At 62.5% G+C, this 25,667-nt stretch carries 24 protein-coding genes and 1 tRNA gene; 13 read left to right on the top strand and 12 right to left on the bottom strand.

Annotated elements, in window-relative coordinates; genetic code table 11:
* Positions 1–61 precede the first annotated feature (61 nt).
* Entirely contained in the window at positions 62–562 is a 501-nt protein-coding gene (locus D3227_RS02100) for an MmcB family DNA repair protein (RefSeq protein ID WP_167480569.1), read from the bottom strand.
* A 112-nt stretch (positions 563–674) separates the two neighbouring features.
* On the opposite strand from D3227_RS02100, the gene D3227_RS02105 reads away from it, so the two are divergent.
* The 4 genes from D3227_RS02105 to D3227_RS02120 all read left to right on the top strand — a co-directional run bounded on the left by D3227_RS02105 (position 675) and on the right by D3227_RS02120 (position 3,062).
* A complete protein-coding gene (locus D3227_RS02105) occupies positions 675–1,634 on the top strand; it encodes an IS1595 family transposase (protein WP_120012010.1) in 960 nt (319 codons plus the stop codon).
* Positions 1,635–2,134: 500 nt separating this feature from the next.
* Positions 2,135–2,671, top strand: coding sequence for a hypothetical protein (locus D3227_RS02110; RefSeq protein ID WP_120012011.1), 537 nt, complete (start codon positions 2,135–2,137; stop codon positions 2,669–2,671).
* 37 nt (positions 2,672–2,708) lie between these two features.
* A tRNA-OTHER gene (locus D3227_RS02115) sits at positions 2,709–2,780 on the top strand.
* A gap of 69 nt (positions 2,781–2,849) precedes the next feature.
* On the top strand, positions 2,850–3,062 hold the full coding sequence (locus D3227_RS02120; protein WP_120012012.1) for a hypothetical protein: 213 nt from the start codon (positions 2,850–2,852) through the stop codon (positions 3,060–3,062).
* Positions 3,063–3,093: 31 nt separating this feature from the next.
* On the opposite strand, the gene D3227_RS02125 is transcribed toward D3227_RS02120, so the two are convergent.
* Together D3227_RS02125 and D3227_RS02130 are read right to left on the bottom strand one after the other, a co-directional pair.
* A complete protein-coding gene (locus D3227_RS02125; RefSeq protein WP_120012013.1) occupies positions 3,094–3,666 on the bottom strand; it encodes a hypothetical protein in 573 nt (190 codons plus the stop codon).
* A gap of 134 nt (positions 3,667–3,800) precedes the next feature.
* On the bottom strand, positions 3,801–4,046 hold the full coding sequence (locus D3227_RS02130) for a hypothetical protein (RefSeq protein WP_120012014.1): 246 nt from the start codon (positions 4,044–4,046) through the stop codon (positions 3,801–3,803).
* A gap of 301 nt (positions 4,047–4,347) precedes the next feature.
* Between D3227_RS02130 and D3227_RS02135 the strand changes: the two genes are divergently transcribed.
* Positions 4,348–4,794, top strand: coding sequence for a hypothetical protein (locus tag D3227_RS02135; RefSeq protein ID WP_245451618.1), 447 nt, complete (start codon positions 4,348–4,350; stop codon positions 4,792–4,794).
* Positions 4,773–5,033 (top strand): helix-turn-helix domain-containing protein, encoded by a 261-nt coding sequence (locus D3227_RS02140; protein ID WP_120012015.1) that lies wholly within the window; start codon positions 4,773–4,775, stop codon positions 5,031–5,033. The genes D3227_RS02135 and D3227_RS02140 overlap by 22 nt, the downstream gene beginning before the upstream one ends.
* A 669-nt stretch (positions 5,034–5,702) precedes the next feature.
* Here D3227_RS02140 and D3227_RS02145 read toward each other — a convergent pair.
* A complete protein-coding gene (locus tag D3227_RS02145) occupies positions 5,703–5,891 on the bottom strand; it encodes a hypothetical protein (protein ID WP_120012016.1) in 189 nt (62 codons plus the stop codon).
* 1,011 nt (positions 5,892–6,902) lie between these two features.
* On the opposite strand from D3227_RS02145, the gene D3227_RS02155 reads away from it, so the two are divergent.
* Complete coding sequence (locus D3227_RS02155) at positions 6,903–7,097, top strand: hypothetical protein (protein WP_120012018.1); 195 nt, start codon at positions 6,903–6,905, stop codon at positions 7,095–7,097.
* 51 nt (positions 7,098–7,148) lie between these two features.
* Here the strand turns inward: D3227_RS02155 and cueR are convergent, their stop codons facing one another.
* Positions 7,149–7,562 carry a Cu(I)-responsive transcriptional regulator gene (gene cueR, locus D3227_RS02160; protein WP_120012019.1) on the bottom strand — a complete coding sequence of 138 codons (414 nt, stop codon included), beginning with the start codon at positions 7,560–7,562 and terminating at the stop codon, positions 7,149–7,151.
* Between the two features lie 226 nt (positions 7,563–7,788).
* On the opposite strand from cueR, the gene D3227_RS02165 reads away from it, so the two are divergent.
* Positions 7,789–8,406, top strand: a complete 618-nt coding sequence (locus D3227_RS02165) for a L,D-transpeptidase (protein WP_120012234.1) — start codon at positions 7,789–7,791, stop codon at positions 8,404–8,406.
* 236 nt (positions 8,407–8,642) lie between these two features.
* On the opposite strand, the gene D3227_RS02170 is transcribed toward D3227_RS02165, so the two are convergent.
* The 6 genes from D3227_RS02170 to D3227_RS42550 form a co-directional block, all read right to left on the bottom strand.
* Positions 8,643–9,212 carry a NifU family protein gene (locus tag D3227_RS02170; RefSeq protein ID WP_006206890.1) on the bottom strand — a complete coding sequence of 190 codons (570 nt, stop codon included), beginning with the start codon at positions 9,210–9,212 and terminating at the stop codon, positions 8,643–8,645.
* Between the two features lie 267 nt (positions 9,213–9,479).
* Positions 9,480–9,971: a universal stress protein gene (locus D3227_RS02175; protein ID WP_120012020.1), complete on the bottom strand. Its 492-nt coding sequence runs from the start codon at positions 9,969–9,971 to the stop codon at positions 9,480–9,482.
* A 90-nt stretch (positions 9,972–10,061) separates the two neighbouring features.
* Complete coding sequence (gene trpS / locus D3227_RS02180) at positions 10,062–11,129, bottom strand: tryptophan--tRNA ligase (protein WP_120012235.1); 1,068 nt, start codon at positions 11,127–11,129, stop codon at positions 10,062–10,064.
* Positions 11,130–11,246: 117 nt separating this feature from the next.
* On the bottom strand, positions 11,247–12,854 hold the full coding sequence (murJ, locus tag D3227_RS02185; protein WP_120012021.1) for a murein biosynthesis integral membrane protein MurJ: 1,608 nt from the start codon (positions 12,852–12,854) through the stop codon (positions 11,247–11,249).
* Positions 12,855–12,900: 46 nt separating this feature from the next.
* Positions 12,901–15,702 (bottom strand): [protein-PII] uridylyltransferase, encoded by a 2,802-nt coding sequence (locus D3227_RS02190; RefSeq protein ID WP_120012022.1) that lies wholly within the window; start codon positions 15,700–15,702, stop codon positions 12,901–12,903.
* The gene (locus tag D3227_RS42550; RefSeq protein WP_245451619.1) at positions 15,684–16,037 is read right to left on the bottom strand and encodes a glycosyltransferase family 25 protein; all 354 of its coding nucleotides are present in this window, start codon (positions 16,035–16,037) and stop codon (positions 15,684–15,686) included. The genes D3227_RS02190 and D3227_RS42550 overlap by 19 nt, the downstream gene beginning before the upstream one ends.
* A 5-nt stretch (positions 16,038–16,042) precedes the next feature.
* Between D3227_RS42550 and D3227_RS43675 the strand changes: the two genes are divergently transcribed.
* From D3227_RS43675 to D3227_RS02210, 4 genes are all read left to right on the top strand, one after another.
* Complete coding sequence (locus D3227_RS43675) at positions 16,043–16,165, top strand: hypothetical protein (RefSeq protein ID WP_281034888.1); 123 nt, start codon at positions 16,043–16,045, stop codon at positions 16,163–16,165.
* 181 nt (positions 16,166–16,346) lie between these two features.
* Complete coding sequence (locus D3227_RS02200) at positions 16,347–18,854, top strand: heavy metal translocating P-type ATPase (protein WP_120012023.1); 2,508 nt, start codon at positions 16,347–16,349, stop codon at positions 18,852–18,854.
* 43 nt (positions 18,855–18,897) lie between these two features.
* On the top strand, positions 18,898–19,290 hold the full coding sequence (gene copM / locus D3227_RS02205; protein ID WP_120012024.1) for a CopM family metallochaperone: 393 nt from the start codon (positions 18,898–18,900) through the stop codon (positions 19,288–19,290).
* Between the two features lie 91 nt (positions 19,291–19,381).
* Complete coding sequence (locus D3227_RS02210; protein WP_120012236.1) at positions 19,382–20,227, top strand: aldo/keto reductase; 846 nt, start codon at positions 19,382–19,384, stop codon at positions 20,225–20,227.
* Between the two features lie 24 nt (positions 20,228–20,251).
* Here the strand turns inward: D3227_RS02210 and mutS are convergent, their stop codons facing one another.
* On the bottom strand, positions 20,252–22,987 hold the full coding sequence (mutS, locus tag D3227_RS02215; protein ID WP_120012025.1) for a DNA mismatch repair protein MutS: 2,736 nt from the start codon (positions 22,985–22,987) through the stop codon (positions 20,252–20,254).
* A 238-nt stretch (positions 22,988–23,225) separates the two neighbouring features.
* Between mutS and D3227_RS02220 the strand changes: the two genes are divergently transcribed.
* Positions 23,226–25,505 (top strand): NADP-dependent malic enzyme, encoded by a 2,280-nt coding sequence (locus D3227_RS02220; RefSeq protein ID WP_006206878.1) that lies wholly within the window; start codon positions 23,226–23,228, stop codon positions 25,503–25,505.
* The last annotated feature ends 162 nt before the right edge of the window (positions 25,506–25,667 follow it).

Here is a 25,667-nt window from a genome sequence, read left to right on the forward strand (position 1 = left end):
ACGTCGCGCCACAGGAAGAGCAGAAACGTCCAGCCAGGCGCTGATCGCAGCACCCAAAACTCTATTCGCTCTCCCCCTCGAGCGCTGGCACCGCCACGCCCGCAAGCTCCGCCGCCAGCAGCCGCGCGGCCCCGGCGCGCGCGATCCTCAGCATCAGCGCCTTGCGTGTCGCAGCCGCCATGCGGTGCTCGGGCGCATCGCGCAGGATCTCGGCGCCATAGCCGTCGGAGAGGATGAAACCGCATTCGTCGGGAAAGATCTCCGCGGGCACGCCGGGATGGGTGGCGAAGAAGAAGCGGTCGGAATGCAGCCGGTAGTCCGGCCATTTGCGGTCGACCCGGAAATCCTCGATCGACGATTTGATCTCGATGATCCAGATGTCGCCCTGGCGGGTCAGCGCCACAAGGTCGGCACGGCGGCCGGTGGCCAAGGACAGTTCAGGCAGCACATGCGCGCCCATGTCCATCAACAACCGCTGCACGCCACGCCGCACCAGCATGGCCCGCTCCGACTGGCGGCCGTCGATCAGCGGGTTGAGGGGAATCGGAGAAATGAAGGGCATGATGGGCACCATGCCAGATTTTGTTCACGGTTTGAACCCGTTTCTTGGGGGCGATTATATATTTGACAGACCCAAATGATTATGCGATAACTAATCCAAGGAGTTATCGCTAATGTCCGTTCTGTCCCGCCCCTACTTCCACGATGAAGCCGCCGCCTTCGAGCATGTCGAGGGTATGCTCTGGCCGCAGGGTCCGGTTTGCCATCATTGCGGCTCTATGGAAAAGCACTACGCCTTGAAGGGCGGACGCACGAAGGCTTCCAAGAAGAACCCGCACGGCCTCGAAATCCACGGCCTCTACAAGTGCTCGGATTGCCGCAAGAAGTTCACGGTTCGCATGGGCACGATCTTCGAAGAGTCAAAGCTTCCGCTGCACATTTGGCTTCAGGCAATCCACGCCATGTGCGCCAGCAAGAAGGGCGTTTCGGCGCACCAGCTGCACCGCGCTCTGGAAATCACCTACAAGACCGCTTGGTTCCTTTGCCATCGCATTCGTGAAACCATGCGTTCGGATGACTTCACGCCCATGGGCGGCAACGACAAGACCGTCGAAGTTGACGAGACCTACATCGGACGTTTGGCCGGCACCCCGGTTAAGGCTGGTGGCAGCGCTCACAAGAACACCGTCGTTACGTTGGTCGAGCGCGGTGGCCGTGCCCGTTCCTTCCATGTCGATACCGCCCGTATCGGAACAGTCATGCCTATCGTGCGCGCCAACATCGCGAAGGAAACCGCCATGATGACCGACGAATGGGGCGGCTACCGCTATCTCAGCAGCGAGTTCGCCTCGCACGATACGGTTGTGCATTCCAAGGACGAATACGTTCGCTACGAAGGCGCAAAGACCATCCACACCAATACCGTGGAAGGCTTCTATTCGATCTTCAAGCGCGGCATGAAGGGCGTCTACCAGCATTGTGCTGAACACCACCTGCACCGCTATCTAGCCGAATTCGACTTCCGCTATTCGAACCGTTCGGCCCTGGGCATAGAAGATAACGTCCGCTCGCTGATCGCGTTGAAGGGTGCCAAGGGAAAGCGCCTGACCTATCGCGGGCCTGTTACGATCTAAGGAACTCCACTATCGAAAACCGGTCCAACTTCAGTTGCCGCTCTGGCGCGGCGAACAACGCAAGCGTCGACGCCGGCCTTGACCCGGACTCACGAATGATTCATGATGGAACAGGTGACGCCCGTCGCCTTCTTATCACCTTCTCAGGGTCGCCAAACCGTTAGCGAGAAGGATAGGAACGGCAGTGTTCGGTGATGAACTCTACCCTTCCAAAGCGGACACGAACGTATTCACGCACGTGAACGCCTTTAGGCAACTGACAATAAACCATCGTCTTTGACCTTCGGAGTTAGCTGGGAAAGAGCCCAGCGCTCCGGAGCGCTCCATTGCGTTCCGGGCCGCGTCAGAACGACAGAGCCGGGACGAATAGTGCGACGACGGGCGTCAGGGGGATTAATTATCGATTCATTGCCGGCTGTCAACGTCCCCCGTGTAAAAAGACATGGGTGGGTAAAAACCCCGCAATTGACATCTGCCCCGGGTGACGCTACGTCCGATGCATGATCAAAGAATACCTCGAATCGCAACTGGCGACGCGAAGGCAAGAACTGCAGGCCGCCGAGACGGCTATGCAGGTCGCCCGTCAAAAGGTTGTCGACGCGGAAGACTATCTTGCGGTTCAGGAAACCCGCTGGAGAGAACTCCAAGGCCGAGTGCAAGAGTTAGAGGCGGTTAAGGCCCAGGTCGATGCGAGCCCGGAAGAGCGCCCTAAACGCCGGCGTCCTGCGACGACAGGGAGGGGCATGTCGGAGGCTTGGCGCAGCATCCTAGCAATGATGAAGGACCTTCGGCCGAACGGCGCCGGCTATGACGACATCGTTGAATTCGGTCGGCATAACAATGTTGAACTCAACAAGACAAACCTGCGGCGCCATATGTCGCTCTACGTTGAAAAGGGATACGTGGATCGGGTGACTGATGGAACGTTCGTGCTGACGCCCAAGGGCGAAAGGGTCGCCTTGCCCCCGCAGCCTCTACAGCAAGAAACCAGCTTTGCTCGGCCATCCCGGGAACTAGATGAGGAGATCCCATTCTAACGCGAAAGGGGCCGGTTTCCCGACCCCTGCGAACTACGCGGACGTAGTTTAACGGTAAAACAGCTTTCTTCCCAGTCAGCCATTGCGGGTTCGAATCCCGTCGTCCGCTACCCGAACTAGCGATCCTTGCCCGCAAGGAATATAGGTGATTTGCCTACTCCGGTAAAGGGAATCGGTCTTGACCGACGAAAAGACGCAAAAAGAGAAAGCTGCTCGCACTCTGGAATCCGACCAGCACGCTAAGGACAGGCAGTATAAGAAATTCCGCGAGTTGGCGCGCAAGATTGGCGCCGTCGATTCCGAGGAGCCGTTGAATGAAGCACTTCGGAAGGTGGCGAAGACGACGCCGCCGAAGGAAGACATGCAGAAAAGGCCCGATAAAAAGCCTTAAATTACCCTCGCGAAAATCACGATCTCAGCGTCTATATCTGGACTATATTGTTGCTTCTTTGGCCACTTGCGAAGCTGATTTTAGCTGACTGTAGTGCGGTGCGGGCGGCCTGTGATGCGGGTGTCGCGTCGGCCGGCAGGTTCAGTACAAACTCGTGGAGATAATCGTCTTCACCTCCCGCCATGAAATTCCCTGAAGCTGTCCACCCGGCTTTTCGGAAAGCCTGCAAAAACTGGGCTTGCAAGGCGCCCCCGTCCGACGCAGCCGAATCGTAAGTTATGAGGATTCTGCCGGGCGAACGGCGCCCAGCTTCTGCAATAGCCTCCATTTGCTCCGGGCCAAGTGTTCTCGGTGCGGTAGCCTCCAACTGCCGAATGCGAGCTTCAAGCCGGTCAATACGCAACCGCGCCTCTTCGGGTGACGCGCCGTCAAGCTTCTCTTTGTAGGATTCGATCCGCTCCTTTAGGAGCGCAATCCGCTGGCCATACATGAATCGCCCTACTGCCCATCCTGAAGCAAGGACGGCAAACGCAACCGGCGCAAATCCCCATGGCGCTTGCGTCACGAGAGGCCAAACGGCTTTGAGTTGATCGAGAAACCCCATGCGCGATTCATATCAAAGCGCCCTAGATTCGCCAATGGGTCTGTCAAATATACAATCGCCTTCTTGGGGGCGATTATATGGCTGACAAACCCAAGCTGAAAATAGGAATATAGTCAGGACAGCGGGTGGCAATTTTAGGGATTGCCACCCGCTGAATTAGCGCGCCCGACAAGACGGGCAATGGGCTTCTTGCGCTTCTTTAGGAGGGTTACCAGCACGGTCCGCATTGATGAATGCTCTGGGCTATCGAGTTCCACGCTCCAATCATCGTTGGTCTGGTGCTGCCAGGGGAACTGCGCGTCTCGCAATGCCAGTCGAAACGCTTTCGGATCAACGCCCACCGACCGGGCCATGTCTGCGGCGCTTGTCAGCTTGGTCATGACCGCCTCCTAAGCTTTCCGCTAAAGCATACAGGAGTCTATACCGTCGCGCGACAGTCGCCGGAGGCAACGACCGGTGCAGCGGGGGTATCACTTCGGGGGGTACTGCACCGGCCATTGCGGGTGGTGGCAACCATTCTCCCGCGCTGCCTAAGCTATAGGCATATTAGAAATCGCTCAATTAAGACTGAGGGCCTAAATCCATCGGTGCTAAAGACAGCATGGCGCTACCCAGCCGATAGGGGGAATGGCCGCCGGCCTGAGTCAATCCGCCGCACCCGTTAACTGGAGGGCGAATCATATGGACGCTACCTACAACCTCAACGGTGGCTTCAAGCCCACCATGAAGCGGTTTGCTGATCTCGCCGGCCCCGACTATTTTCCGACGCCCGCGTGGGCGACACATGCCCTCATGGAAAATGAGACCTTCACCGGAGAGATATGGGAATGTGCTTGCGGCGACGGGGCGATGTCCCGAGTTCTGGCGAGCCGTGGCAATCCAGTACGCAGTTCGGACCTATTTGACCGGGGCTTTGGCACATCCGGAATCGACTTCAATACCGCAAAGACGCCAGCCGACAACATCGTGACCAACCCGCCTTACAACAGCGCTGAGAGCTTCGTTCGATCTGGTGTCAAATTGGCCCGCAACAAGTTCGCCCTGCTTCTTCGGCTGGCGTTTCTGGAGGGAGCAAATCGAGCCAACACAATCATCTCCTCACCGAAATGGGACAGGGGAACGCTGTAACGATAATCCCTGTTCATGCCGAACTCACGACACAGGAGGCGGCTGACTATCTCAATGTATCGAGGCCATACCTCATTCGCCTACTCGAAGAGGGTAAGCTCCCGTTTAATATGGTCGGCACTCATCGGCGCGTAAAATTCAGCGATCTGGCTGCCTACCGTAACAATGCGGAGGAGGAGCGGAAAAAGGTAATGGAGGAGCTAGCCGCTCAAGCCCAGGAATTGGGGATGGGCTATTAAGACCTCTCCATATACCGCCGTCCTCGACGCCTGTGTTCTTTATCCGGCCCCGCTGCGAGACCTCCTTGTAGAACTCGCAGCGGGTGGCCGTCTGTATCGTGGAAAATGGACGGAACAGATTCATGATGAGTGGACACGAAATCTCATAGCGGATCGTCCAGACCTCAATCCGGAACACATCCAGCGAACGCGCGACCTTATGAACCGCGCCGTCCCGGATTGCCTATTGGATGGATATCAGGACCCACAAGGCGACAGCTAGAGGCAGGGATAGAACGCCGGTCTAGGTCCGGGCCGGTTGCTTTTTGGGGCGGATGACCAAGTACAGACCCTGACGTTCGAGTTTGAAGCGTTCGCATTGGCCTACGCCGAAGGCCAGCGGATACGGCAATCGCCCACGCGCCGAAGCTCACCAACGAACAGATAAAGAAGCTGGTGCAGCAGAAACGCGAAGAGACCAAGCGTTAGCCGCCATCCCCTAAGGCTGGATAGCGCCATTAGGCCCGGTGAACCAGGGCACTCAGTCTAAATTGAGTGATGTCTAATATGCCTATAGCTTAATCGGCGCGGGGGGCTTCATATCCAAATCCCGCAAATGGCCGGTGCGGTGCAACAAACCTAGCAGCGAACGCCCGACTGCTCCGGCCATTCATTCCCCTACGGCTGCGGCTACTTCCGCACAATCCATTCCAGCAAGTCGGGATCGACCTTCGCTATGCCGGTGAAGTCGCGGACCATCTGCGAAGCGTATTCTCGCCATAGATCCTCGGGGATATCATCTTCGATGACGGATATAGCGAAAGTGCTGCGCAGGATATCGCAGTCGAAAGCCGATACCGAAACACCTGGCTTATCCATGATGCAACCTCCCATCCAAGGGCCGGAAACAGAATGGCGATCTGAGGATTCATAAACCTTTCAGGTGTGGCTCAATGGGATTCAACTGTACGTTTTTAACCAAGCGGCGCGGTTGCGTTGCCCGTCACCTTGGGCGCCCTAGGTCTAGCCGGCGGCATGTCGCTCCCAAGGTCCGCCGCGACAGATGGCCGACGCAGGCAATGCTCTCATCCGGCAGCCCGCGTCGGCCGTTTGCTTTACCGACAGGCCGGCGGTCTGATATGGAGCGCCATCAGGATATTGGCCGAGCTGGCCAGAGGTATCGAGAAGCCAGAACACCGCGTTCTCTCGATAGAGGTCCGTGAAGGACACAAGCCGCTGTTGCGGGCCAGCCTGACACTGGACATCAAGACGCCAGCTTAGGCGCCACCCAGCCGTAGGGCGCTACCATCGGCCCATCCCGTTCCATCTAACAAACGGCGCATCCTGCCGGTGATGTCCTTCACCGTCGTCAAAAGCGCCTCATGCAGCGCCTGGAGCGAGTGGTAATGCTCGCAGCATGCGGCTGGACCGGCTCGGTTCCCACGTTGAATCAGCCGCGGTCCGCCTGTCACATCAGCGTAGCAATTCTTGGGTACTTGATAGGGCGTAGCCTACTTTTCCTCCGCCCCGCCAGCTTCATCCAAAGAAGGCGGGGCTTATTTTTGCTCAAGACGTTGCTGCACCGGCGCTGTCCCGTGCCGTCGATGAAGGCTGCATCGCACCCCGTGATGTCCTTGACCGTCTTCAACAGCGCCTCATGCAATACCTGGAGCGAGCGGGTTGTGATCGCAGCCAGGCGATTATCGGCGGGATGCTCATTTGCAGGGTGGCGATCGTAAATTGACGAACCCAGCCACGATCAGATGACCGCCACGCAAAGGCAGCAATTACACCCAAAAGAAGTCAGGCCAGGATTGCTTTCAGCCTTGAAGGCCCACGCGTGCGGATCATATAAGAATATATACTTTTCCCATTGCTTCAGGGGTAGGCATGGCGGTGGACAGGGCAGCATCAAAAAGCGAGAGGCTCTCGGCCTTCGATCTCGATGCTCTACGCGAGGTGTTCAGGAAGTCTGTTCGTGAGCATGACGTGACGGCAGCCGATTGGGCGGAACACGCCAAATTGTTCCTCAAGCGGACAACCAAGCGGGAAGCTGGCAAAGAAATTATCAACCGCGTCGACTAGGCAGCCTGGTTCACCGGTCCGGTAGCGGCCGTTGATGCCGCAGCCGTTCCTCTATGCCGTCGGCGCTCGATTGCCTTCAGCCGCCCCTGCAATATCATCCAAAATCGGGCAGTCCGGCCGGTCGTCGCCGTGGCAGGCATGGATCAGCTTTTGCAAGGTCGAGCGCATCGACTGAAGCTCTCGCACCTTCGCCTCGATGGCGCTGACATGGGCGGCGGCGATCTCGCGCACATCGTGGCTGGCACGGCTGCGATCCTGGTAGAGCGCCATCAGCTGGCGGCAGTCGTCGATGGAAAAGCCGAGGTTGCGCGCGCGGCACAGGAAGGCCAGCCGGTGGATGTCGTCGCCCGAATAGTCGCGGTAGCCATTGCTGGCGCGCGCCGGCGCGATCAGGCCGATTTCCTCATAGTAGCGGATGGTCTTGGCCGGCAGGCCGGAACGCTCCGCGGCATCTCCGACATTCATGGTGTCTTCCCTGGTTCCGGCAGCTCTCGGAACTGCCCCATTGAAATTGCTTCACAATCCTGTCACGGCTGTTGCCGAAATGCCGCAGTCGCGGGCTTACCAGCACGTAAGGTCCTGCATATAGGCATCGCGCGCTTGGCAAGCAACGCAAATGCCAGCATGAATGGTTAAGGAAAAAGCGGCCGACTCGTGCCGCGATCAACTGGGCAGGGCATCGGACCTATTCATGCGCATGAAGTCGTTTGCAATTGTCGCTGCCCTCGCGCTGTCGACCGCCATTAGTGGTTGCAGCACCATCGGTTCGCGGCTGTTCACCAACAACTACGGCGCGGTCACCGATGCGGGCTATCAATTGCCGCGCATCCCGATCGAGAAGGTGCCCGCGAAGTATCACCGGCAAGAGGTGAATTACGACACCAAGGAAAAGCCGGGCACCATCATCGTCGATACCCAGAACAAGTTTCTCTACTTCGTCGAGGGCGACGGCCGCGCGATACGCTACGGTATCGGCGTCGGCCGTGAAGGCTTCGAATGGCACGGCACCGCCCGTATCGCGATCAAGCGCGAATGGCCGACCTGGACGCCGCCCTCGCAGATGATCAAGCGCCAGCCCGAGCTCGCCAAGTTCGCCGGCGGCATGGAGCCCGGCCTGAAGAACCCGCTCGGCGCGCGCGCCATGTATCTGTTCAACAAGGGCGGCGACATGGGCTACCGCCTGCATGGCAGCCCGGAATGGAATTCGATCGGCAAGGCGATGTCGTCGGGCTGCATCCGGCTGATGAACCAGGACATTATCAACCTCTACGACCGCACGTCGGTCGGCGCCAAGGTCATCGTGCTGTGACACCTTTTATGACGCGGACCGTCTAGGCAACAAATGGACGTTCAAAAACAGAAAACCGGGCAATTCGGCCCGGTTTTTTGTTGTCTGAACTGGGACATGATCTCAGGCAAGCCGCTCAGAGTTCGCTCCGCCGAGTCCGGATGGCGTGGTTTTCAAGAACCGGAGCGGAGCGTACTAAGGTACGTGAACACCGGAAGCCCAGAAAACCGCGTCAGGCGGCCGGCGGAGTAGAATTATCAGGAGACCTGTTCGACCTGCTGTACCTCGGGCACGAAATGCCGGAGCAGGTTCTGGATGCCGTGCTTCAGCGTCGCTGTCGACGACGGACAGCCAGCGCAGGCGCCCTTCATGTGCAGGAACACGGTGCCGTTCTCGAAGCCGCGGAAGGTGATGTCGCCGCCATCCTGGGCAACCGCCGGGCGCACCCTGGTGTCGAGCAGTTCCTTGATGGTGATGACCAGCTCTTCGTCGGCCTTGTCGTAAAACTCGCCGGTCTGGCTGGTCTCGGCAGCGGGGCCGGCCCTCGCCATGACGGGCGCGCCTGACATGAAGTGCTCCATGATGGCGCCGAGGATCGCCGGCTTCAGATGCTGCCAGTCGGGACCGTCCTTGGTCACCGTGATGAAATCATAACCGAAGAAGACGCCGGTGACGCCCGGGATCTCGAACAGCCGGCCAGCCAGCGGCGAAGCTCCTGCCGCGCTGTCGGCGTCGCGGAAATCGGCGGTGCCTTCGCGCAGCACTTCCTTGCCGGGCAGGAACTTCAGCGTCGCCGGGTTCGGCGTCGATTCGGTCTGGATGAACATGGCTGTCTCCATGCCCGTGTCGGGCAATAGTTTGGAATAGTTCTAAATAGGCTCTATCGGCTGGACATTCAAGCGAAACGCGTCGCCTGAAAGGCTGGCTGGCGGAATGTTTTTTCAGCGTCCCTGCGAGTTCCAAGGTGTGATGAGATTCAGGTCAGGCCGCGTAGGTTCCGAGAACCGGAGCGGAGCGTACTCAAAGTACGTGAGCAACGGAAGCGCAGGAAACTGCAGTTCGCAGGCCGGCCTCACCTGAATATCGGCACGCCTTCAGGCCAGGCTGTCGATCTCCTCATCCGACAGATTCTGCGGCACCACAGTGACGGGAATGGGGAAGGCGGCGCCCTTGCCGGCCACCGCGCCGACCAGCGGCCCTGGGCCTTCCTTGCCGGCACCGGCCGCCAGCACAAGGATGGCGATGTCCTGGTCTTCCTCGATCAGTCTGTGGATCTCTTCGGTCGGCTTGCCTTCGCGCACCACCAGCTCCGGCTCGATGCCGAGCTTCTGGCGCACCTTGTTGGCATAGCTGTCGAGCGCGGTGCGCGCAGTGGCGTTGGCCTCTTCGCGCATGATCTTCTCGACCCCCAGCCAGTGCTGGAAATCGTCCGGCTCGATCACATAGAGCAGCACCAGCACACCGCTGGTGCTCTGCGCCCGCTTCGAGGCGTAGGCGACGGCGCGCTCGCATTCCGGCGTGTCGTCGATGATCGCCAGGAACTTGCGGCGGTGGCCGACTTCGCGGCTGAGGCGTTTGGAGACCATGTCTATCTACCAGGTGTCATTTCGGCCGCAATCTGCCACCGCCACAGACCGGCCGCAAGCGGCCGGCGGCTGGGATCGTGACAGGACAGATCAGCCTTGCAAAAGGCCGATGATGTCGCGCACCGTCTTCATCGTGGATTCCGCCAAGGTGCCGGCGCGTTCGCCGCCGTCCCTCAGCACCGCGTCGACATAGGCACGGTCGCCTAAGATACGGCGCATCTCGCCGGCGATCGGCGCCAGCCTGTCCACGGCAAGGTCGGCCAGCGCCGGCTTGAACACGGAAAACTGCTGGCCGCCGAATTCCTTCAGTACATCGGCCTTCGAGAGTTCCGCGAGGCCGGCATAAATGCCGACCAGGTTCTCCGCCTCGGGTCGGCCGGCAAGGCCGTCCAACTCGCTCGGCAAGGCTTCCGGGTCGGTCTTGGCCTTGCGGATCTTCTTCGAGATGGTGTCGGCGTCATCGGTCAAATTGATGCGCGACAGGTCCGACGGGTCCGACTTCGACATCTTCTTCGAACCGTCGCGAAGGCTCATGATGCGCGCCGCCGGCCCGCCGATGACCGGTTCGGTCAGCGGGAAATAGCCATTCACCGTCTCCTCGCCGACCTGCATCTCGACGCCGACGCCAAGCGCTGCGATGCGGTCCGAAAAGTCGTTGTTGAATTTTTGCGCGATGTCGCGGGTCAGCTCCAGATGCTGCTTCTGGTCCTCGCCCACCGGCACGTGAGTGGCACGATAGAGCAGGATGTCGGCAGCCATCAGGCTCGGATAGGCGAGCAGGCCGAGCGAGGCGTTCTCGCGGTCCTTGCCGGCCTTGTCCTTGAACTGCGTCATGCGGTTCATCCAGCCGATGCGCGCCACGCAGTTGAAGATCCAGGCAAGCTCGGCATGCTGCATGACCCGCGACTGGTTGAAGACGATGTGCTTCTTCGGGTCGATGCCGGAGGCGAGGAAGGCCGCGGTGATCGAGCGCGTCTGGTCGGCAAGGTCGTCATAAACCAGTTGCGCTGTCAGTGAATGCAGATCGACGACGCAATAGATGCAGTCGGACGTGTCCTGCAGGGCGACGAATTTCTTGATGGCGCCGAGATAGTTGCCGAGATGAAGATTTCCGGTCGGCTGGACGCCCGAAAAGACGAGCGGTTTGAAGGCGGTCATGATTGTCCTCATGGCTTGTGGAGGGCCGTTTCGCGCGCGGCGAAAGTCTTGCGACGGCGCGCTTATGGACGAAGGCAGCCTTGCGATCAAGACCGCACTGCTGACAGATCGCGTGGCTTATTCGTCCAGATCGGCTTTTGCCTGCGACGGTGCCGCCTTGGCCGATCCGCGTTGGACATTGCGCCGGATCATGCCGAAATCGGCGCCGCCGGTGGCAAACGCGGTGATGAAATAGAGCAGTGCTCCGCCTGCGACGAGACTGAGCAGCGTTGTCGCCTTGACGACCAGCGGCGAGCCGGGGCCGAGCCTGACGGCCAACCAGTGCTCGGCGAAATAGAGCACTGCTCCCATCACCGCCGCCGACAGCACCAGCCTCGGAATGCGCTTCAACAGCGGCACGTCGCGGCCCCAATGACCGCGGCGGATCAGCACGGCAAGCAGCATCAGCGCGTTGACCCAGCCGGCGACGGCCGAGGCTACCGCAATGCCCGGCGCGCCCATCGACGGGAACAGCGTCAGCGCGGTCGCGACGTTCACCGCAACCGAGATGGCGGCAAACATCATTGGCGTGCGCGTATCCTCGCGGGCGAAATAGCCGGGGGTAAATGCCTTGATCAGCACGAAGGCCGGTAGACCCAGGCCGAAGATCGCCAGGATCGCCGCCACGGTCGGCGTCGAATGGTTGGCGGCAAAGGCGCCGCGCTCATACACCAGCCGCACGATCGGCTCGGACATGACCCAGAGAGCGGCGGCTGCCGGCAAGGTCATGAACAGCGTGAACTCGACCGAGCGGTTCTGCAGGTTGGCTGCCTCGATCAGGTTGCCCGATTTCAGCGCCCGCGACAGTTCCGGCAACAGCACGATCGCGACCGCCACGCCGACGACACCAAGCGGTAATTGGTAGATGCGGTCGGCATAGGCGAGCGATGACACGGCGCTGTCCTGCGCCGAGGCGATCGCCGTGCCGATCAGCTGGTTGATCTGGGTGATGCCGCCGGTGATCGCCGCCGGCAGCGCCAGGATCAGCAACCGCTTGACGCTGGGCGTCATCTTCGGCCGGCGAAAACCGATCGAGATGCCAGCATGGCGCACCGCCACCCAGACGATGGCGAGTTGCACCAGCCCCGCCGCGAGCACCCCCCAGGACAAGCCGAAGCCGACGGCGCGTGCGTCGAGACCGTGGTACCAGGCATAGGCCAGCACGCCGATCAGGATGATGTTGAGGAACACCGGCGCCACCGCGGCGGCGAAATAGCGGCGCAGCGAGTTCAGCATGCCGGCCATCATGGCGCCGAGCGACATGCAGATCAGGTAGGGAAACATGATCGTTGCAAGCCGGACCGTCGTCTCGAACTTGCCCGGCGTGTCGGCAAAGCCCGGCGCCACCAAATAGCGCACGATCAGCGGCATCGACAGTTCCATGACGATCGTCAGCGCCAGCAGCGCCGTGAACAGTACGCCGAACACTTCTTCGGAAAAGCGCTTGGCGCCTTCGGTGCCGTGGGTCTCGATCTCCTTGGCGAACAGCGGCACGAAGGCGGCGTTGAAGGCGCCTTCGGCGAACAGCCGGCGGAAAGTGTTGGGAAACTGGAAGGCGGCGTTGAACGCGTCGGCGACCGGCCCGGTGCCGAGTGCGGCCGCCATCAGCATCTCGCGGCCGAAGCCCAGGGCGCGGCTCATCAGCGTGCCGGAAGCGACGGTGGCGAATTTCTTGACAAGGCTCATGCGCGGGGAGACTGACCGTGGGAATGGGACAAAGTGATGGTGATCCTCACTCGGCGGCCGCCTTGGCCTTGCCGTTGCGCTCGGGAGCTGTGCCTTCGAGGGTCTCGATCAGCCTTTTGTGGATGGTGGCCGTACGCGTCGGGCTGTCGATCTTCTGTCCCGTGAGGTCGGTGACATAGAAGGTGTCGATGACCTTCTCGCCAAAAGTGGTGATGTGCGCCGAAGCGATGTCGAGCGACAGATCCGACAGCGCGCCGGTGATCTCCGACAGCAGGCCCGGCCGGTCCAGCCCCTCGATCTCGATCACCGAGAAGCGGTTCGACAGCGCGTTGCGGATTTCGGCCCGCGGCGGAATGCGGAAGACCTTGGCGCCGCGCCGGGGCTTGGTGCGCTTCTCGATCATTTCGGGCAGCCAGCTCTTGCCCGACAGCACGTCCTCGATCAATCGGCCGACGCGCTCGGCGCGGCGGCGCTCATCCTCGTCGAGGTCGAATTCCCTCGAGATCAGGATGGTATCCAGCGCGCGGCCGTCGGAGGTGGTGAAGATCTGCGCGTCGACGATGTTGCCGCCGGCCCCGGCGCAGGCACCGGCAATCACCGACAGCAGGCGCGGATGGTCCTGTGCCAGAACGGTGATCTCGGTCACCGCCTCGAACTGGTGGGTCTTGACCATGGTGGAGAGCTTCTTGCCTGCCGCGTCCGCCTCGCGGACGAATTCGGCGTGGCGCAGCTGGTCGGCGAGGTCCACTGTCAGCAGATAATTTTCGTAATGCTGGGCGACATAGCGCTTGCGGTCCTTGGCCGGCCAATCGGCCAGCGCCTCGGCCAGCCGCTCGCGCGCGGCGGCAGTGCGCTCGGCCCGCGACACTTCCGAGAAGCCGCCGGTCAAAAGCAGCTCGGTCTCGTAGTAGAGCGTGCGCAGCAACTGGCCCTTCCAGCCGTTCCACACACCCGGCCCGACGCCTCTGATGTCGCAGACGGTCAGGATCAGCAGCAGTTTCAGCCGCTCGACCGACTGCACGATCGAGGCAAAATCCTCGATCGTCTTGCGGTCGTTGAGGTCGCGCGTTTGCGCCGTCATCGACATCACGAGGTGGTTCTCGACCAGCCAGGCGACGGTTTCGGTGTCGGCCGCCGAAAGCCCCATATGCGGGCAGATGCGCCGCGCGATGCGCGCGCCGGCCTCCGAATGGTCCTCCAGGCGTCCCTTGGCGATGTCGTGCAGCAGCACCGCCACATAGAGCGCCGCGCGGCTTTTCTTCAGTCCGGGCATCAGCGTGTGGGACAGCGGATGCACCTTCTCGCCGTCGCCGCGCTCGATCTCGGCCAGCACGCCGATGCAGCGGATCAGGTGCTCGTCCACTGTGTAATGGTGGTACATCGAGAACTGCATCATGGCGACGATCTTGCCGAAGTCCGGGATCAGCTTGGCGAGCAGCCCCGCCTCGTTCATGCGCCTGAGGTTGAGCTCGGCATTGCGATCCGAGGTCAAGATGTCGAGGAACAGCCGGTTGGCCTCCTCGTCGCGTCGCAGCGACTTGTTGACCAGGCCGAGCGAGCGGGTGAGCAGCTTGAGCGCATCGGGGTGGAACTCCAGCCCATGCTTGTCGGCGAACCAGAACAGCCTCAAGAGGTTGACCGGATCGCGCTCGAACACCATGTCGTCGGCGACGTTGATGCGGTGGTTGTCGATGATGAAATCCGACGTGCCGGCGAGCTTGCGCTTGCGGCGCGAGAAGGTGAGGAAGATACGGTTGAAGCCCGGCACATGCTTGGCCTGTTCCTCCTCCAGCGCCGCGCAGAAGATACGGGTCAGATCACCCACGTCCTTGGCGACGAGGAAATAGTGCTTCATGAAGCGCTCGACCGCCGACAGGCCTGGATGGGTGGTGTAGCCGAGCCGCTCGGCGATCTCGCGCTGGATGTCGAAATGCAGTCTCTCTTCCGGCTTGCCGGTGAGGAAATGCATGTGGCAGCGCACCGCCCAGAGAAAATCCTCGGCTTTCTGGAATTCGCGGTATTCGGCTTCGGTGAAGACACCCTTGTCGACCAGTTCCGCGCCGGTGCGCACGCGGTAAAAGTACTTGGCGATCCAGAACAGGGTCTGCAGGTCGCGCAGGCCGCCCTTGCCGTCCTTGACATTGGGTTCGACGAGATAGCGGCTTTCGCCGGCCTTGGCATGGCGTTCGTCGCGCTCGGCAAGCTTCGCCTGCACATATTCGGGCCCCGTCGTGCGCACCACCTCGTGGTCGAAGCGCAGCAGGAGCTCGTCATAGAGTTTCAGCTCGCCCCACAGGAAACGCGCTTCCAGGATCGAGGTGCGGATGGTGATGTCGGTACGCGACAGCCTCAGGCACTCGTCGATGTTGCGGGTGGCGTGGCCGACCTTCAGGCCGAGATCCCACAGCATGTAGAGCATGTACTCGACGATCTGCTCGCCCCACGGCGTCTGCTTGTAGGGCAGCAGGAACAGAAGATCGATATCGGAGCCCGGCGCCAGCGTGCCACGGCCATAGCCGCCGACCGCGACCACGGCCATGCGTTCGGCCGAAGACGGGTTCTTGACGCGGTAGACATAGGTCGCGGCGAAATCGTAAAGCGCGCGGATGAGCTCGTCCATGAGATGCGACAGCCGGGCGGCGCAGGCGGTGCCGCCGCCGTCGTCCTTCAGCATGGTCTCGGCGACCTTGCGGCCGTCGGCGAGCCGGCCCTTGAGCAGCTGGAGGACACGGCCCCGAATGGCCTGGCCGGAACCGTCGCCGGCCGTTGCCGCGGTCAGTGCCGTCACCTCGCGGCGCAAGGCGTCGCCGTCGATCAGCTCGTCGAGTTTCAGGGATATTTTTGCCATATGCGGAGGTCGGTCTCGCCTTTTTGGCGGCGTCTATAGCGTGTTTTCGCGGTGCTGGGTATGGGGCGGTCGAACACGCGCGGCCTGTTTCGAAACGATATAGCCCGCAGTGCCGAGATGCGCCCCCGGGAGCCTGGACACGGAATGGTCCAGTCGCTGTCGGCAAACAATTGGCGGGCCGCGGCTGAAATCAGCACTTCGTCCTCAAGGATTGCGGCGTAGACATCATTGCCTTCAGCGACAATGCGCCAGCATGCAATGTGGCTCAGAAAGCAAGCGATCTCGGCATCGGACAAGTTCGACGCAAAAGAATTCCTGTTTGGCGCTCCGGCCATGTCAGATGGTTGCGCGCATCGATCGCCGCAACCCGTTCAAACGCAACGCCGATGCGGGCCAGCTCCGCCGTCATGTGGGCAAGCCGGTCCCGGGACCGATCGAGCTTGATGACCAGACACTTCTTTGAGCGGGGATCGATGCGATTGCGGGAAGTCGGCGTCCATAGCATATGGGCGCAATCGCGAGCGGTATTTCTCGAAAATGCGATTTGGACCGTGCCTCGGCATGAAAGTCGAAACTGGCCCTTGACCTTCCAGTTACTGGAAGCCCTACCTCCGCACCAGATCGACACATAAAAGGCATTCCCGATGGCCCAATCCGACCATGATCACCACGCGCACGCTGGCGGCTGCTGCTCCGCGAAAGGTGCCGCGCCAGGCGCGGCACCCGTCATCCGCGATCCAGTCTGCGGCATGACCGTCGATCCGGCCGCTGGCAAGCCGATGGCCGAGCATGGCGGCCAGGTTCGCCATTTCTGCAGCGAGCGCTGCCGCGCGAAATTCGTCGCCGAGCCGGAAAAATACCTGACGGCCACCGATCCCGTATGCGGCATGAGCGTCGACCGCGCCACCGCCAGGCACTTTCTTCGCCACGAAGGCCAGAGCTTCTATTTCTGTTCCGCCGGCTGCGAGGCGAAGTTCGAGGCGGAGCCGGCGAAATATCTCGGCGACAGGCCCGCGCCGCAGGCGATGCCGAAAGGCACGCAATACACCTGCCCGATGCATCCCGAAATCATTCGCGACAAGCCCGGTGCCTGCCCGATCTGCGGCATGGCGCTGGAGCCGATGGGCGTGCCGACCGGCGACGCGGGGCCGAACCCGGAACTGGTGGATTTCACCAGGCGCTTCTGCGTCAGCGCAGTGCTGTCCTTGCCCTTGCTCGTCATCGCCATGGCGCCGATGCTCGGCCTGAGCTTCGAAAGCCTCATCGACGATCGAATGAAGACCTGGCTGGAACTGGCGCTGGCGAGCCCGGTGGTGCTCTGGGCGGCATTCCCCTTCTTCCATCGCGGCTGGCAGTCGGTCCTCAATCGCAGCCCCAACATGTGGACGCTGATTTCGCTGGGCGTCGGCGCCGCCTACTTCTACAGCGTCGTCGCCACGCTGTTTCCGGATCTCTTTCCGCATCAGTTCCGCGGCCACGGCGGTACTGTCCCGGTCTATTTCGAGGCCGCTGCCGTCATCGTCGCGCTGGTATTCCTTGGCCAGGTTCTCGAATTGCGCGCCCGTGAAAAGACCGGCTCGGCGATCCGCGCCCTGCTCGACCTGACGCCGAAGACGGCTAGGCTGATTGGCGCGGAAGGCTCCGAGACCGACGTGCCGCTCGACACGGTCAAGGCCGGTGACCGGCTGCGCATTCGCCCCGGCGATGCCGTGCCGGTCGACGGCACCGTGCTCGAAGGCCGCTCCTCGGTCGACGAATCGATGATATCTGGCGAGCCGCTGCCGGTCGAAAAGACCGAAGGCGATGCCCTGACCGGCGGCACGCTCAACAAGAATGGCACGCTGATCATGCGTGCCGAGCGGATCGGTGCCGAGACCACGCTGGCCCGTATCGTCGAGCTCGTCGCCAAGGCGCAGCGTTCGCGCGCGCCGATCCAGGGGCTGGCCGATCGCGTCTCCTTCTATTTCGTGCCGGCCGTCGTGCTGGTCGCGATCATCGCCTTCGTCGCATGGGCAATCCTCGGTCCCGAGCCCAGCCTGATCTTCGCCATTGTCTCGGCGGTGTCGGTGCTGATCATCGCCTGTCCCTGCGCGCTTGGCCTGGCGACGCCGATGTCGATCATGACCGCGACCGGGCGCGGCGCCCATGCCGGCGTGCTGATCAAGGAAGCCGCGGCGCTCGAACGCTTTGCCTCGGTCGATACGCTGATCGTCGACAAGACCGGTACCTTGACCGAGGGCCGGCCGCGATTGACCGATGTTGTCGCCGCCGAAGGCATGGCCGATAATGAATTGCTGGAGCTCGCCGCCGCCCTTGAAAAAGGTTCGGAGCATCCGCTGGCCGAGGCCATTGTCGATGGTGCCGGCGAACGGGGCCTGAAGGTCGCTGACGCCAGCGATTTCGAGGCGGTCACCGGCAAGGGTGTTTCCGGCACGGTGTCGGGCAGCAAAGTTGCGCTCGGCAATGCGGCGATGATGGCCGATCTCGGCATCGACACAGCGCCGCTCGGTGAACGGGCAACGGCGCTGCAAACGGACGGCAAGACTGTGATGTTCGTTGCCGTGGGCAAAAGGCTGGCGGGCATCGTCGCCGTCGCCGATCCGGTCAAGGCGACGACAGCGGAGGCGATCAAGGCGCTGCATGACAGGGGCTTGAGGATCATCATGGCGACCGGTGACAACGAACGCACGGCCAAGGCTATCGCCGGCAAGCTCGGCATCGACGAGGTTCGCGCCGGCCTGCTGCCGGAACAGAAGGCGGTACTTGTCGAGGAATTGCGCTCGAAAGGCGCCGGTGTCGCCATGGCCGGCGACGGCGTCAACGATGCGCCTGCGCTCGCTGTCGCCGATGTCGGCATCGCCATGGGCACCGGCGCCGATGTCGCGGTCGAAAGCGCCGGAATCACCCTGGTCAAGGGCGACCTCAACGGCATCGTCAGGGCGCGTACGCTCGCCCAGGCGACGATCCGCAACATTCGCCAGAACCTGTTCTTCGCCTTCCTCTACAACGTGCTCGGCGTGCCGGTCGCGGCCGGCGTGCTCTATCCGCTCACCGGCACGCTTTTGTCGCCGATGCTGGCGGCGGCGGCCATGAGCCTGTCCTCGGTCTCGGTTATCGCCAATGCCTTGCGGCTGAGAACGTTGAAACTCTGAGCAAACCTCCCAATACGACATTCCATTCAACAGGAGATCACGGATGAATTTGGCCAAGAAGATTGTGCTTTTGCTGATGGCGGCCGGAATGCTGCTCGCGGTGTTCCTCGAAAGCGTTCCTGCACAGTCCGAGGAGATGAAGCACGACATGTCCGGCATGGCGATGGGCGCCGACAGCCCTTCGAGCGCCGGCTACAAGGCGGCGATGGACAAGATGCACGCCGACATGATGGCGATCGAAAGTACCGGCAATGCCGACGTCGATTTCGTCCGCGGCATGATCCCGCATCATCAAGGCGCGATCGACATGGCCAAGGTCGAGCTGGCCAACGGCAAGGACCCGGAAATCCGCAAGCTGGCTGAAGGCGTCATCGCAGCGCAGGAAGCCGAGATCAAAGAGATGCAGGCCTGGCTCGCCGCCCATCCGGTAAAATAGCAGCAGGCGTAACCGCGAACGTTCGGAAAAGACTTTCGTCTGGATTTCCCGCCTCGCCTGTGCTGCGATCCGGCACCAAGTGGAGCACGCCATGCCGTCAACGATCAGAACCACCACTCTGCCCTCAAGCGAAGCCGTTGCCGTGCTCGGCCAGGGCACCTGGAAAATGGGCGAGGACGCACGTCGCCGTGCCGATGAGGTGAAGGCGCTTCAGCTCGGGCTGGACCTTGGCGTCACGCTGATCGACACCGCCGAAATGTATGCCAGCGGCGGCGCCGAGGAGGTGGTGGCGGAGGCCATTGCCGGGCGCCGTGACGAGACCTTCCTGGTCTCCAAGGTGCTGCCGTCCAACGCCTCGCGCGCCGGCGTCCAGCGGGCCTGCGAGAGCAGCCTGAAACGCCTCGCGACCGACCGCATCGATCTCTATCTCTTGCATTGGCCGGGCAGCGTGCCTTTGGCGGAGACGGTCGAGGTGTTCGAGGCGCTGAAAAAGGCCGGCAAGATCCGCCACTGGGGCGTCAGCAACTTCGACACCGACGAGATGGAGGAACTGGTCGGCCTGCCTGCCGGCGGCGATGTCCAGACCAACCAGGTGCTCTACAATCTGTCGCGGCGCGGCCCCGAATTCGACCTCGCGCCGTGGAGCCGCAAACGCGGCATCCCACTGATGGCCTATTCGCCTGTCGAACAGGGCGCCTTGGCGCGCAATGCCAGGCTCGACGCCATCGCCGATCGCCACAATGCCACGCCGGCGCAGATCGCCCTTGCCTGGGTGATGGCGCAGCCGGGCGTCATCGCCATTCCGAAGGCGACCAGGCAGGAGCATGTGCGCCAGAACGCCGCCGCGCTCGACATCAAGCTGAGTTCAGAGGATATCGCCGAGCTCGACCGCGCCTTCCCGCCACCGACGCGCAAGCGCGGGCTGGAGATGATCTGAGCGGCAGCTTCGGCGACGCAGCTCTTACTTTCCTGCCATCCCCTTCAGCCGGTATAGCGCCTCCAGCGCCTCGCGCGGCGTCATTTCATCGGGATTGATCGCGCCGAGCGCCTCGCCCAGCGCATCGTTCTTCACCGGCTTCTGTGCCTCCCGCTTCACCGCCACCGAAAACAGCGGCAGGTCGTCGACCAGCCGGTTGGCCTTGCCCGAAACCTCGCCTTCTTCCAGCTGGTGCAGCACTTCCTTGGCCCGGCCGACCACCGCGTCCGGCAGGCCGGCGAGCCGCGCCACCTGGACGCCGTAGGAGCGGTCGGCTGCACCCTTGCCGACCTCGTGCAGGAACACCACGTCGCCTTCCCATTCCTTGACCCGCATGGTGACGTTGTGCAGCCGCGGCAGCTTGCCGGCCAGCGCCGTCATCTCGTGGAAATGGGTGGCGAAGATCGCCCGGCAGCGGTTCTTCTCATGCAGATACTCGACCGCCGCCCATGCGATCGACAAGCCGTCGAAGGTGGCGGTGCCGCGGCCGATTTCATCCAGGATCACCAGCGCGCGTTCGCCGGCCTGGTTGAGGATCGCCGCCGTCTCGACCATCTCGACCATGAAGGTCGAGCGTCCGCGCGCCAGATCGTCCGAGGCGCCGACACGCGAAAACAGCCGGTCGACGACGCCGATATGGGCGCTTTGTGCCGGCACGAACGAGCCGGTCTGGGCAAGGATGGCGATCAGCGCGTTCTGCCGAAGGAAAGTCGATTTGCCGCCCATATTGGGACCGGTCAGCAGCCAGATCGCGCCGTTCTTTGCGCCGCCTTCCGGCGACAGGTCGCAATCATTGGCGACGAACGGTCCTTCGCCCGAGCGCCGCAACGCCTGTTCGACCACCGGATGCCGGCCGCCGGAGATATCGAAGGCAAGGCTGGAATCCACCACAGGACGACACCAGGCCTCGCTTTCCGAGAGCAGCGCCAGCGCCGCCGAGACGTCGAGCACGGCTAGCGCCTCGGCGCCGGCGCGGATGCTGTCTGCTTCGCCCACCACTTCCGCCGTCAGCCTGTCGAAAGTGGCAAGCTCGATGCTCAGCGCCCGGTCGGCTGCGTTGGCGATTTTTGTCTCGAGTTCGGCGAGCTCCGTTGTCGTAAACCGCATGGCATTGGCCATGGTCTGGCGATGGATGAAGCGCGCCTTGGCACCGTCGCTGCCGGTCATGATCGAATGGTGATTGGCGGTCACCTCGATATAGTAGCCAAGCACATTGTTGTGCCGGATCTTCAGCGAGCGGATGCCGGTTTCGTCGATCAGCGAGCGCTCCAGCCCGGCGATCACTTTTCGCGATTCGTCGCGCAGTGCCCGCATCTCGTCGAGTTCGGCATGATAGTCTGCGCGCACGAAGCCGCCGTCGCGCTTGATGAGTGGCAGTTCCTCGCTGAGGGCCTGGCTGAGGTGCTCTGAGAGCGCGCGCGGCAGCGCCTTGATGGCGGTGAGCGCTGCCGCCAATTCCTGGGGCAGGGCGGTCGCGGCAAAGATCTCGGCGATGGCGCCCGCGGCCTCGAAGCCGGCGCGCAGCGCGCCGAGATCGCGCGGGCCGCCGCGGTTGAGTGCCAGCCTGGAGAGCGCGCGCGGCATGTCGGCGACGCTCTTCAAGCTCGGCCGCACCGCCTGGCAGAGCCGCGTCTCGGAGAGGAAGAACGACACCGAATCCAGCCTCGCCCCGATCGCCGCCGGGTCGGTCAGCGGCGCCATCAGCCGGTCGGCCAGCAGCCTTGCGCCGCCGCCGGTCACCGTGCGGTCGATGGCCTTGAACAGCGAGCCCTCGCGGCTGCCCGACAAAGTGCGCAGCAATTCCAGATTGCCGCGTGTCGCCGGGTCGATGAACAGCGTCGAGCCCTGCTCCTCGCGCTCTGGCCGCGACAGCGGCGGCCGCTCGGCCTTCTGCGTCTTCTCGACATAGGCAATAGTGCCCGAGATCGCCGACAGCTCGGCGCGCGAGAACGTGCCGAAACTGTCCGGCGTCGCCACCTCGAAGAAACGGGCTATGCGCCCCGCGGCTGAGGCCGAATCGAACAGCGACGGCGGCTGCGGGCTGGCGACGCGGCCGATGACGTCGAACACCGGCTTCAGTTCGGGGTCGTAGAATACCGGTTCGGCGACGATCAGCTCGCGCGGATCGACGCGGAACACGTCGGCCAAAAGTCGGTCGGCGGTGGTTTCGGCAACGCGAAAAACGCCGGTCGAAATCTCGATCCAGGCCAGCGCAAACGAATGCTCGGCGGCCCCACCTTTCACCCGCCCCAGCGCCATCAGGAAACTCGATTCCGACGGCGCCAGCAATTTGTCCTCGGTGATGGTGCCGGGCGTCACCAGCCGCACCACGTCGCGGCGCACCACCGATTTGCCGCCGCGCTTCTTGGCTTCCGCCGGATCCTCGATCTGCTCGCAGACGGCGACGCGGAATCCCTGGCCGATCAGCTTCTGCAGATAGTCGTCGGCCGCATGCACCGGCACGCCACACATCGGGATGTCGAGGCCCTGATGCTTGCCCCGCTTGGTCAAGACGATGCCGAGCGCCCGGCTCGCCTTCTCGGCGTCGTCGAAGAACAGCTCGTAGAAATCGCCCATGCGGTAGAACAGCAGCGAATCCGGGTTCGCCGCCTTGATCTCGATATACTGCTCCATCATCGGCGTGGCGCCGACTGGCGCGGCAGTGGGCGCAGGCGTCATCGCCTCGGAGGCGTCGGGCTCGGTTGGCGTGTGCAAGTTCATGCCGGCACGCTAGCAGATGTGATGGCGCGGTTTAATGCCGGCGGCTCGAAAAGCAGGGGAAGAAGCGGCTGCACCTGCTGTCGCTGGCGCCGGACCGCCAACAGCCGCGACATGCTGGAAGCGCTTTTCCGGATCGCTTGGCGGTTTACAGCGTCCTCGTGTGGCCTTAATCCGGAAGCTCACAAAAACATGGCATCCATCTCAAGGGTGCCGCACCGGTGAGGAAATCAAGAGCATCATGGCCAGGAAAACCGAAAACAGCGGTCCCTCCGTCAGCGCCCAGGAGGCGCTGGAATTCCACGCCATGGGCCGCCCGGGCAAGCTGGAGATCGTCGCCACGAAACCCATGGCGACGCAGCGCGATCTGAGCCTCGCCTATTCGCCGGGCGTCGCCGTTCCGGTGCGCGCCATCGCCGAGGACCCCAGCCGCGCCTTCGACTACACGACGCGCGGCAACATGGTCGCCGTCATCTCCAACGGCACCGCCATCCTCGGCCTTGGCAATCTCGGCGCGCTCGCCTCCAAGCCGGTGATGGAAGGCAAGGCGGTGCTGTTCAAGCGCTTCGCCGATGTCGATTCCATCGACCTCGAAGTCGATACCGAGGATGCCGACGAGTTCATCAACTGCGTGCGCTTCCTCGGGCCCTCCTTCGGCGGCATCAACCTCGAGGACATCAAGGCGCCGGAATGCTTCATCATCGAGCAGCGCCTGCGCGAATTGATGGACATCCCGGTCTTCCATGACGACCAGCACGGCACCGCCATCATCTCGGCAGCCGGCCTGATCAACGCGCTGGAGATCACCGGCCGCGACATGAAGACCACGAAGATGGTCTGCAACGGCGCCGGTGCCGCGGGCATCGCCTGCATCGAGCTGATGAAGGCGATGGGTTTTTCGCCCGAAAACATCATCCTGTGCGACACCAAGGGCGTGGTCTTCCAGGGCCGCACCGAAGGCATGAACCAGTGGAAGTCGGCGCATGCGGTCAAGACCGAGGCACGCAGCCTGGCCGAGGCGCTGGACGGCGCCGACGTTTTCCTCGGCCTCTCCGCCAAGGGCGCGCTGACCACCAAGATGGTGCAGTCGATGGCCAAGAACCCGATCATCTTCGCCATGGCCAATCCCGATCCGGAGATCACGCCGGAGGAAGTAGCCGAGATCCGCACCGACGCCATCATGGCCACCGGCCGCTCGGATTATCCGAACCAGGTCAACAATGTGCTCGGCTTCCCCTACATCTTCCGCGGCGCGCTGGATGTCAGAGCCACCACCATTAACGACGAGATGAAGATCGCCGCGGCGCGCGCGCTGGCCGAGCTGGCGCGCAAGGACGTGCCCGACGACGTTGCCGCCGCCTATCAGGGCAACCGGCCGAAATTCGGCCCCAACTACATCATCCCGGTGCCGTTCGATCCGCGCCTGATCGCGGCCATCCCGCTTGCGGTCGCCAAGGCCGCGATGGAGTCCGGCGTCGCCCGCAAACCGATCCTCGATCTCGACCGCTACGCGCAGGAGCTTTCGGCCCGCCGCGACCCGATCGCTTCGACCTTGCAGCGCATTTACGACCGCGTGCGTCGCCAGCCCAAACGCATCGTCTTCGCCGAGGGCGAGGAGGAGCAGGTGATGCGCGCCGCCGTCTCCTATGTGAACCAGAAGCTCGGCACCGCCATCCTGCTCGGCCGCGACGACGTCATCAAGGAGAACGCCAAGCACGCCGGTATCGAGCTCAACAAGCAAGGCATTGAGATCATCAACGCCAGGCTGTCGCGCCGCAACGGCATCTACACCGACTATCTCTACGAGCGCATGCAGCGCAAAGGCTTCCTGTTCCGCGACTGCCAGCGCCTGATCAACAACGACCGCAACCATTTCGCCGCCTGCATGGTGGCACTTGGCGATGCCGACGGCATCGTCACCGGTGTCACCCGCAACTATTCCACCGCGCTCGACGACATCCGTCGCATCATCGACGCCAAGCCCGGCCACCGCGTCATCGGTGTCTCGATCGTGCTGGCACGGGGCAGGACGGTGCTGGTCGCCGACACTGCCGTGCACGATATGCCCAATGCCGAGCAGATCGCCGACATTGCCGAGGAGGCGGCCGGCTTTGCCCGCCGCATGGGTTACGAGCCAAGGCTCGCCATGCTCGCCTACTCAACGTTCGGCCATCCGCAGGGCGAGCGCTCGGAGCGCGTGCAGGAAGCGGTGCGCATCCTCGACAAGCGCCGCGTCGATTTCGAGTATGACGGCGAGATGGCCGCCGACGTGGCGCTGAACGCCCGCGCCATGGCGCAATATCCGTTCATCCGCCTGACCGGCCCGGCCAATGTGCTGATCATGCCGGCCTTCCACTCGGCCTCGATCTCGACCAAGATGCTGCAGGAACTCGGCGGCTCCACCGTCATCGGTCCGCTGCTGGTGGGCTTGAACAAGCCGGTGCAGATTGTTTCGCTGAACGCCAAGGACTCAGACATCGTCAACATGGCGGCGATCGCGGCCTATACGGCGGGGGCTTGACGAACGGTCCGTGCAGCGGGCGAAAAGCCAACGATTTGGCTTTTCGAGGGAGGCAGCGCCCGAACGCCGTCGGACCCCTCCCCATAAGAGATTGATAATACTCAGCTGATATAGGAACCTCTTTGCCGACTTGCCGTAACGGCATCTGCGGCGCGCTCAGAC

This window comes from Mesorhizobium waimense (assembly GCF_003601975.1).
Classification (GTDB): Bacteria; Pseudomonadota; Alphaproteobacteria; order Rhizobiales; family Rhizobiaceae; genus Mesorhizobium; species Mesorhizobium waimense.

Coding starts and splice junctions, on each gene's coding strand:
- D3227_RS02190 (WP_120012022.1), bottom strand. CDS start 15,702: ATGGCAAAAATATCCCTGAAACTCGACGAGCTGATCGACGGCGACGCC.
- D3227_RS02220 (WP_006206878.1), top strand. CDS start 23,226: ATGGCCAGGAAAACCGAAAACAGCGGTCCCTCCGTCAGCGCCCAGGAG.
- trpS (WP_120012235.1), bottom strand. CDS start 11,129: ATGACCGCCTTCAAACCGCTCGTCTTTTCGGGCGTCCAGCCGACCGGA.
- copM (WP_120012024.1), top strand. CDS start 18,898: ATGAATTTGGCCAAGAAGATTGTGCTTTTGCTGATGGCGGCCGGAATG.
- D3227_RS42550 (WP_245451619.1), bottom strand. CDS start 16,037: ATGGCCGGAGCGCCAAACAGGAATTCTTTTGCGTCGAACTTGTCCGAT.
- D3227_RS02200 (WP_120012023.1), top strand. CDS start 16,347: ATGGCCCAATCCGACCATGATCACCACGCGCACGCTGGCGGCTGCTGC.
- D3227_RS02130 (WP_120012014.1), bottom strand. CDS start 4,046: ATGACCAAGCTGACAAGCGCCGCAGACATGGCCCGGTCGGTGGGCGTT.
- D3227_RS02125 (WP_120012013.1), bottom strand. CDS start 3,666: ATGGGGTTTCTCGATCAACTCAAAGCCGTTTGGCCTCTCGTGACGCAA.
- cueR (WP_120012019.1), bottom strand. CDS start 7,562: ATGAATGTCGGAGATGCCGCGGAGCGTTCCGGCCTGCCGGCCAAGACC.
- D3227_RS02175 (WP_120012020.1), bottom strand. CDS start 9,971: ATGGTCTCCAAACGCCTCAGCCGCGAAGTCGGCCACCGCCGCAAGTTC.
- D3227_RS02140 (WP_120012015.1), top strand. CDS start 4,773: ATGGGACAGGGGAACGCTGTAACGATAATCCCTGTTCATGCCGAACTC.
- D3227_RS43675 (WP_281034888.1), top strand. CDS start 16,043: ATGGTTGCGCGCATCGATCGCCGCAACCCGTTCAAACGCAACGCCGAT.
- D3227_RS02170 (WP_006206890.1), bottom strand. CDS start 9,212: ATGTTCATCCAGACCGAATCGACGCCGAACCCGGCGACGCTGAAGTTC.
- D3227_RS02210 (WP_120012236.1), top strand. CDS start 19,382: ATGCCGTCAACGATCAGAACCACCACTCTGCCCTCAAGCGAAGCCGTT.
- D3227_RS02135 (WP_245451618.1), top strand. CDS start 4,348: ATGGACGCTACCTACAACCTCAACGGTGGCTTCAAGCCCACCATGAAG.
- D3227_RS02105 (WP_120012010.1), top strand. CDS start 675: ATGTCCGTTCTGTCCCGCCCCTACTTCCACGATGAAGCCGCCGCCTTC.
- mutS (WP_120012025.1), bottom strand. CDS start 22,987: ATGAACTTGCACACGCCAACCGAGCCCGACGCCTCCGAGGCGATGACG.
- D3227_RS02110 (WP_120012011.1), top strand. CDS start 2,135: ATGATCAAAGAATACCTCGAATCGCAACTGGCGACGCGAAGGCAAGAA.
- D3227_RS02155 (WP_120012018.1), top strand. CDS start 6,903: ATGGCGGTGGACAGGGCAGCATCAAAAAGCGAGAGGCTCTCGGCCTTC.
- murJ (WP_120012021.1), bottom strand. CDS start 12,854: ATGAGCCTTGTCAAGAAATTCGCCACCGTCGCTTCCGGCACGCTGATG.
- D3227_RS02145 (WP_120012016.1), bottom strand. CDS start 5,891: ATGGATAAGCCAGGTGTTTCGGTATCGGCTTTCGACTGCGATATCCTG.
- D3227_RS02165 (WP_120012234.1), top strand. CDS start 7,789: ATGCGCATGAAGTCGTTTGCAATTGTCGCTGCCCTCGCGCTGTCGACC.
- D3227_RS02100 (WP_167480569.1), bottom strand. CDS start 562: ATGCCCTTCATTTCTCCGATTCCCCTCAACCCGCTGATCGACGGCCGC.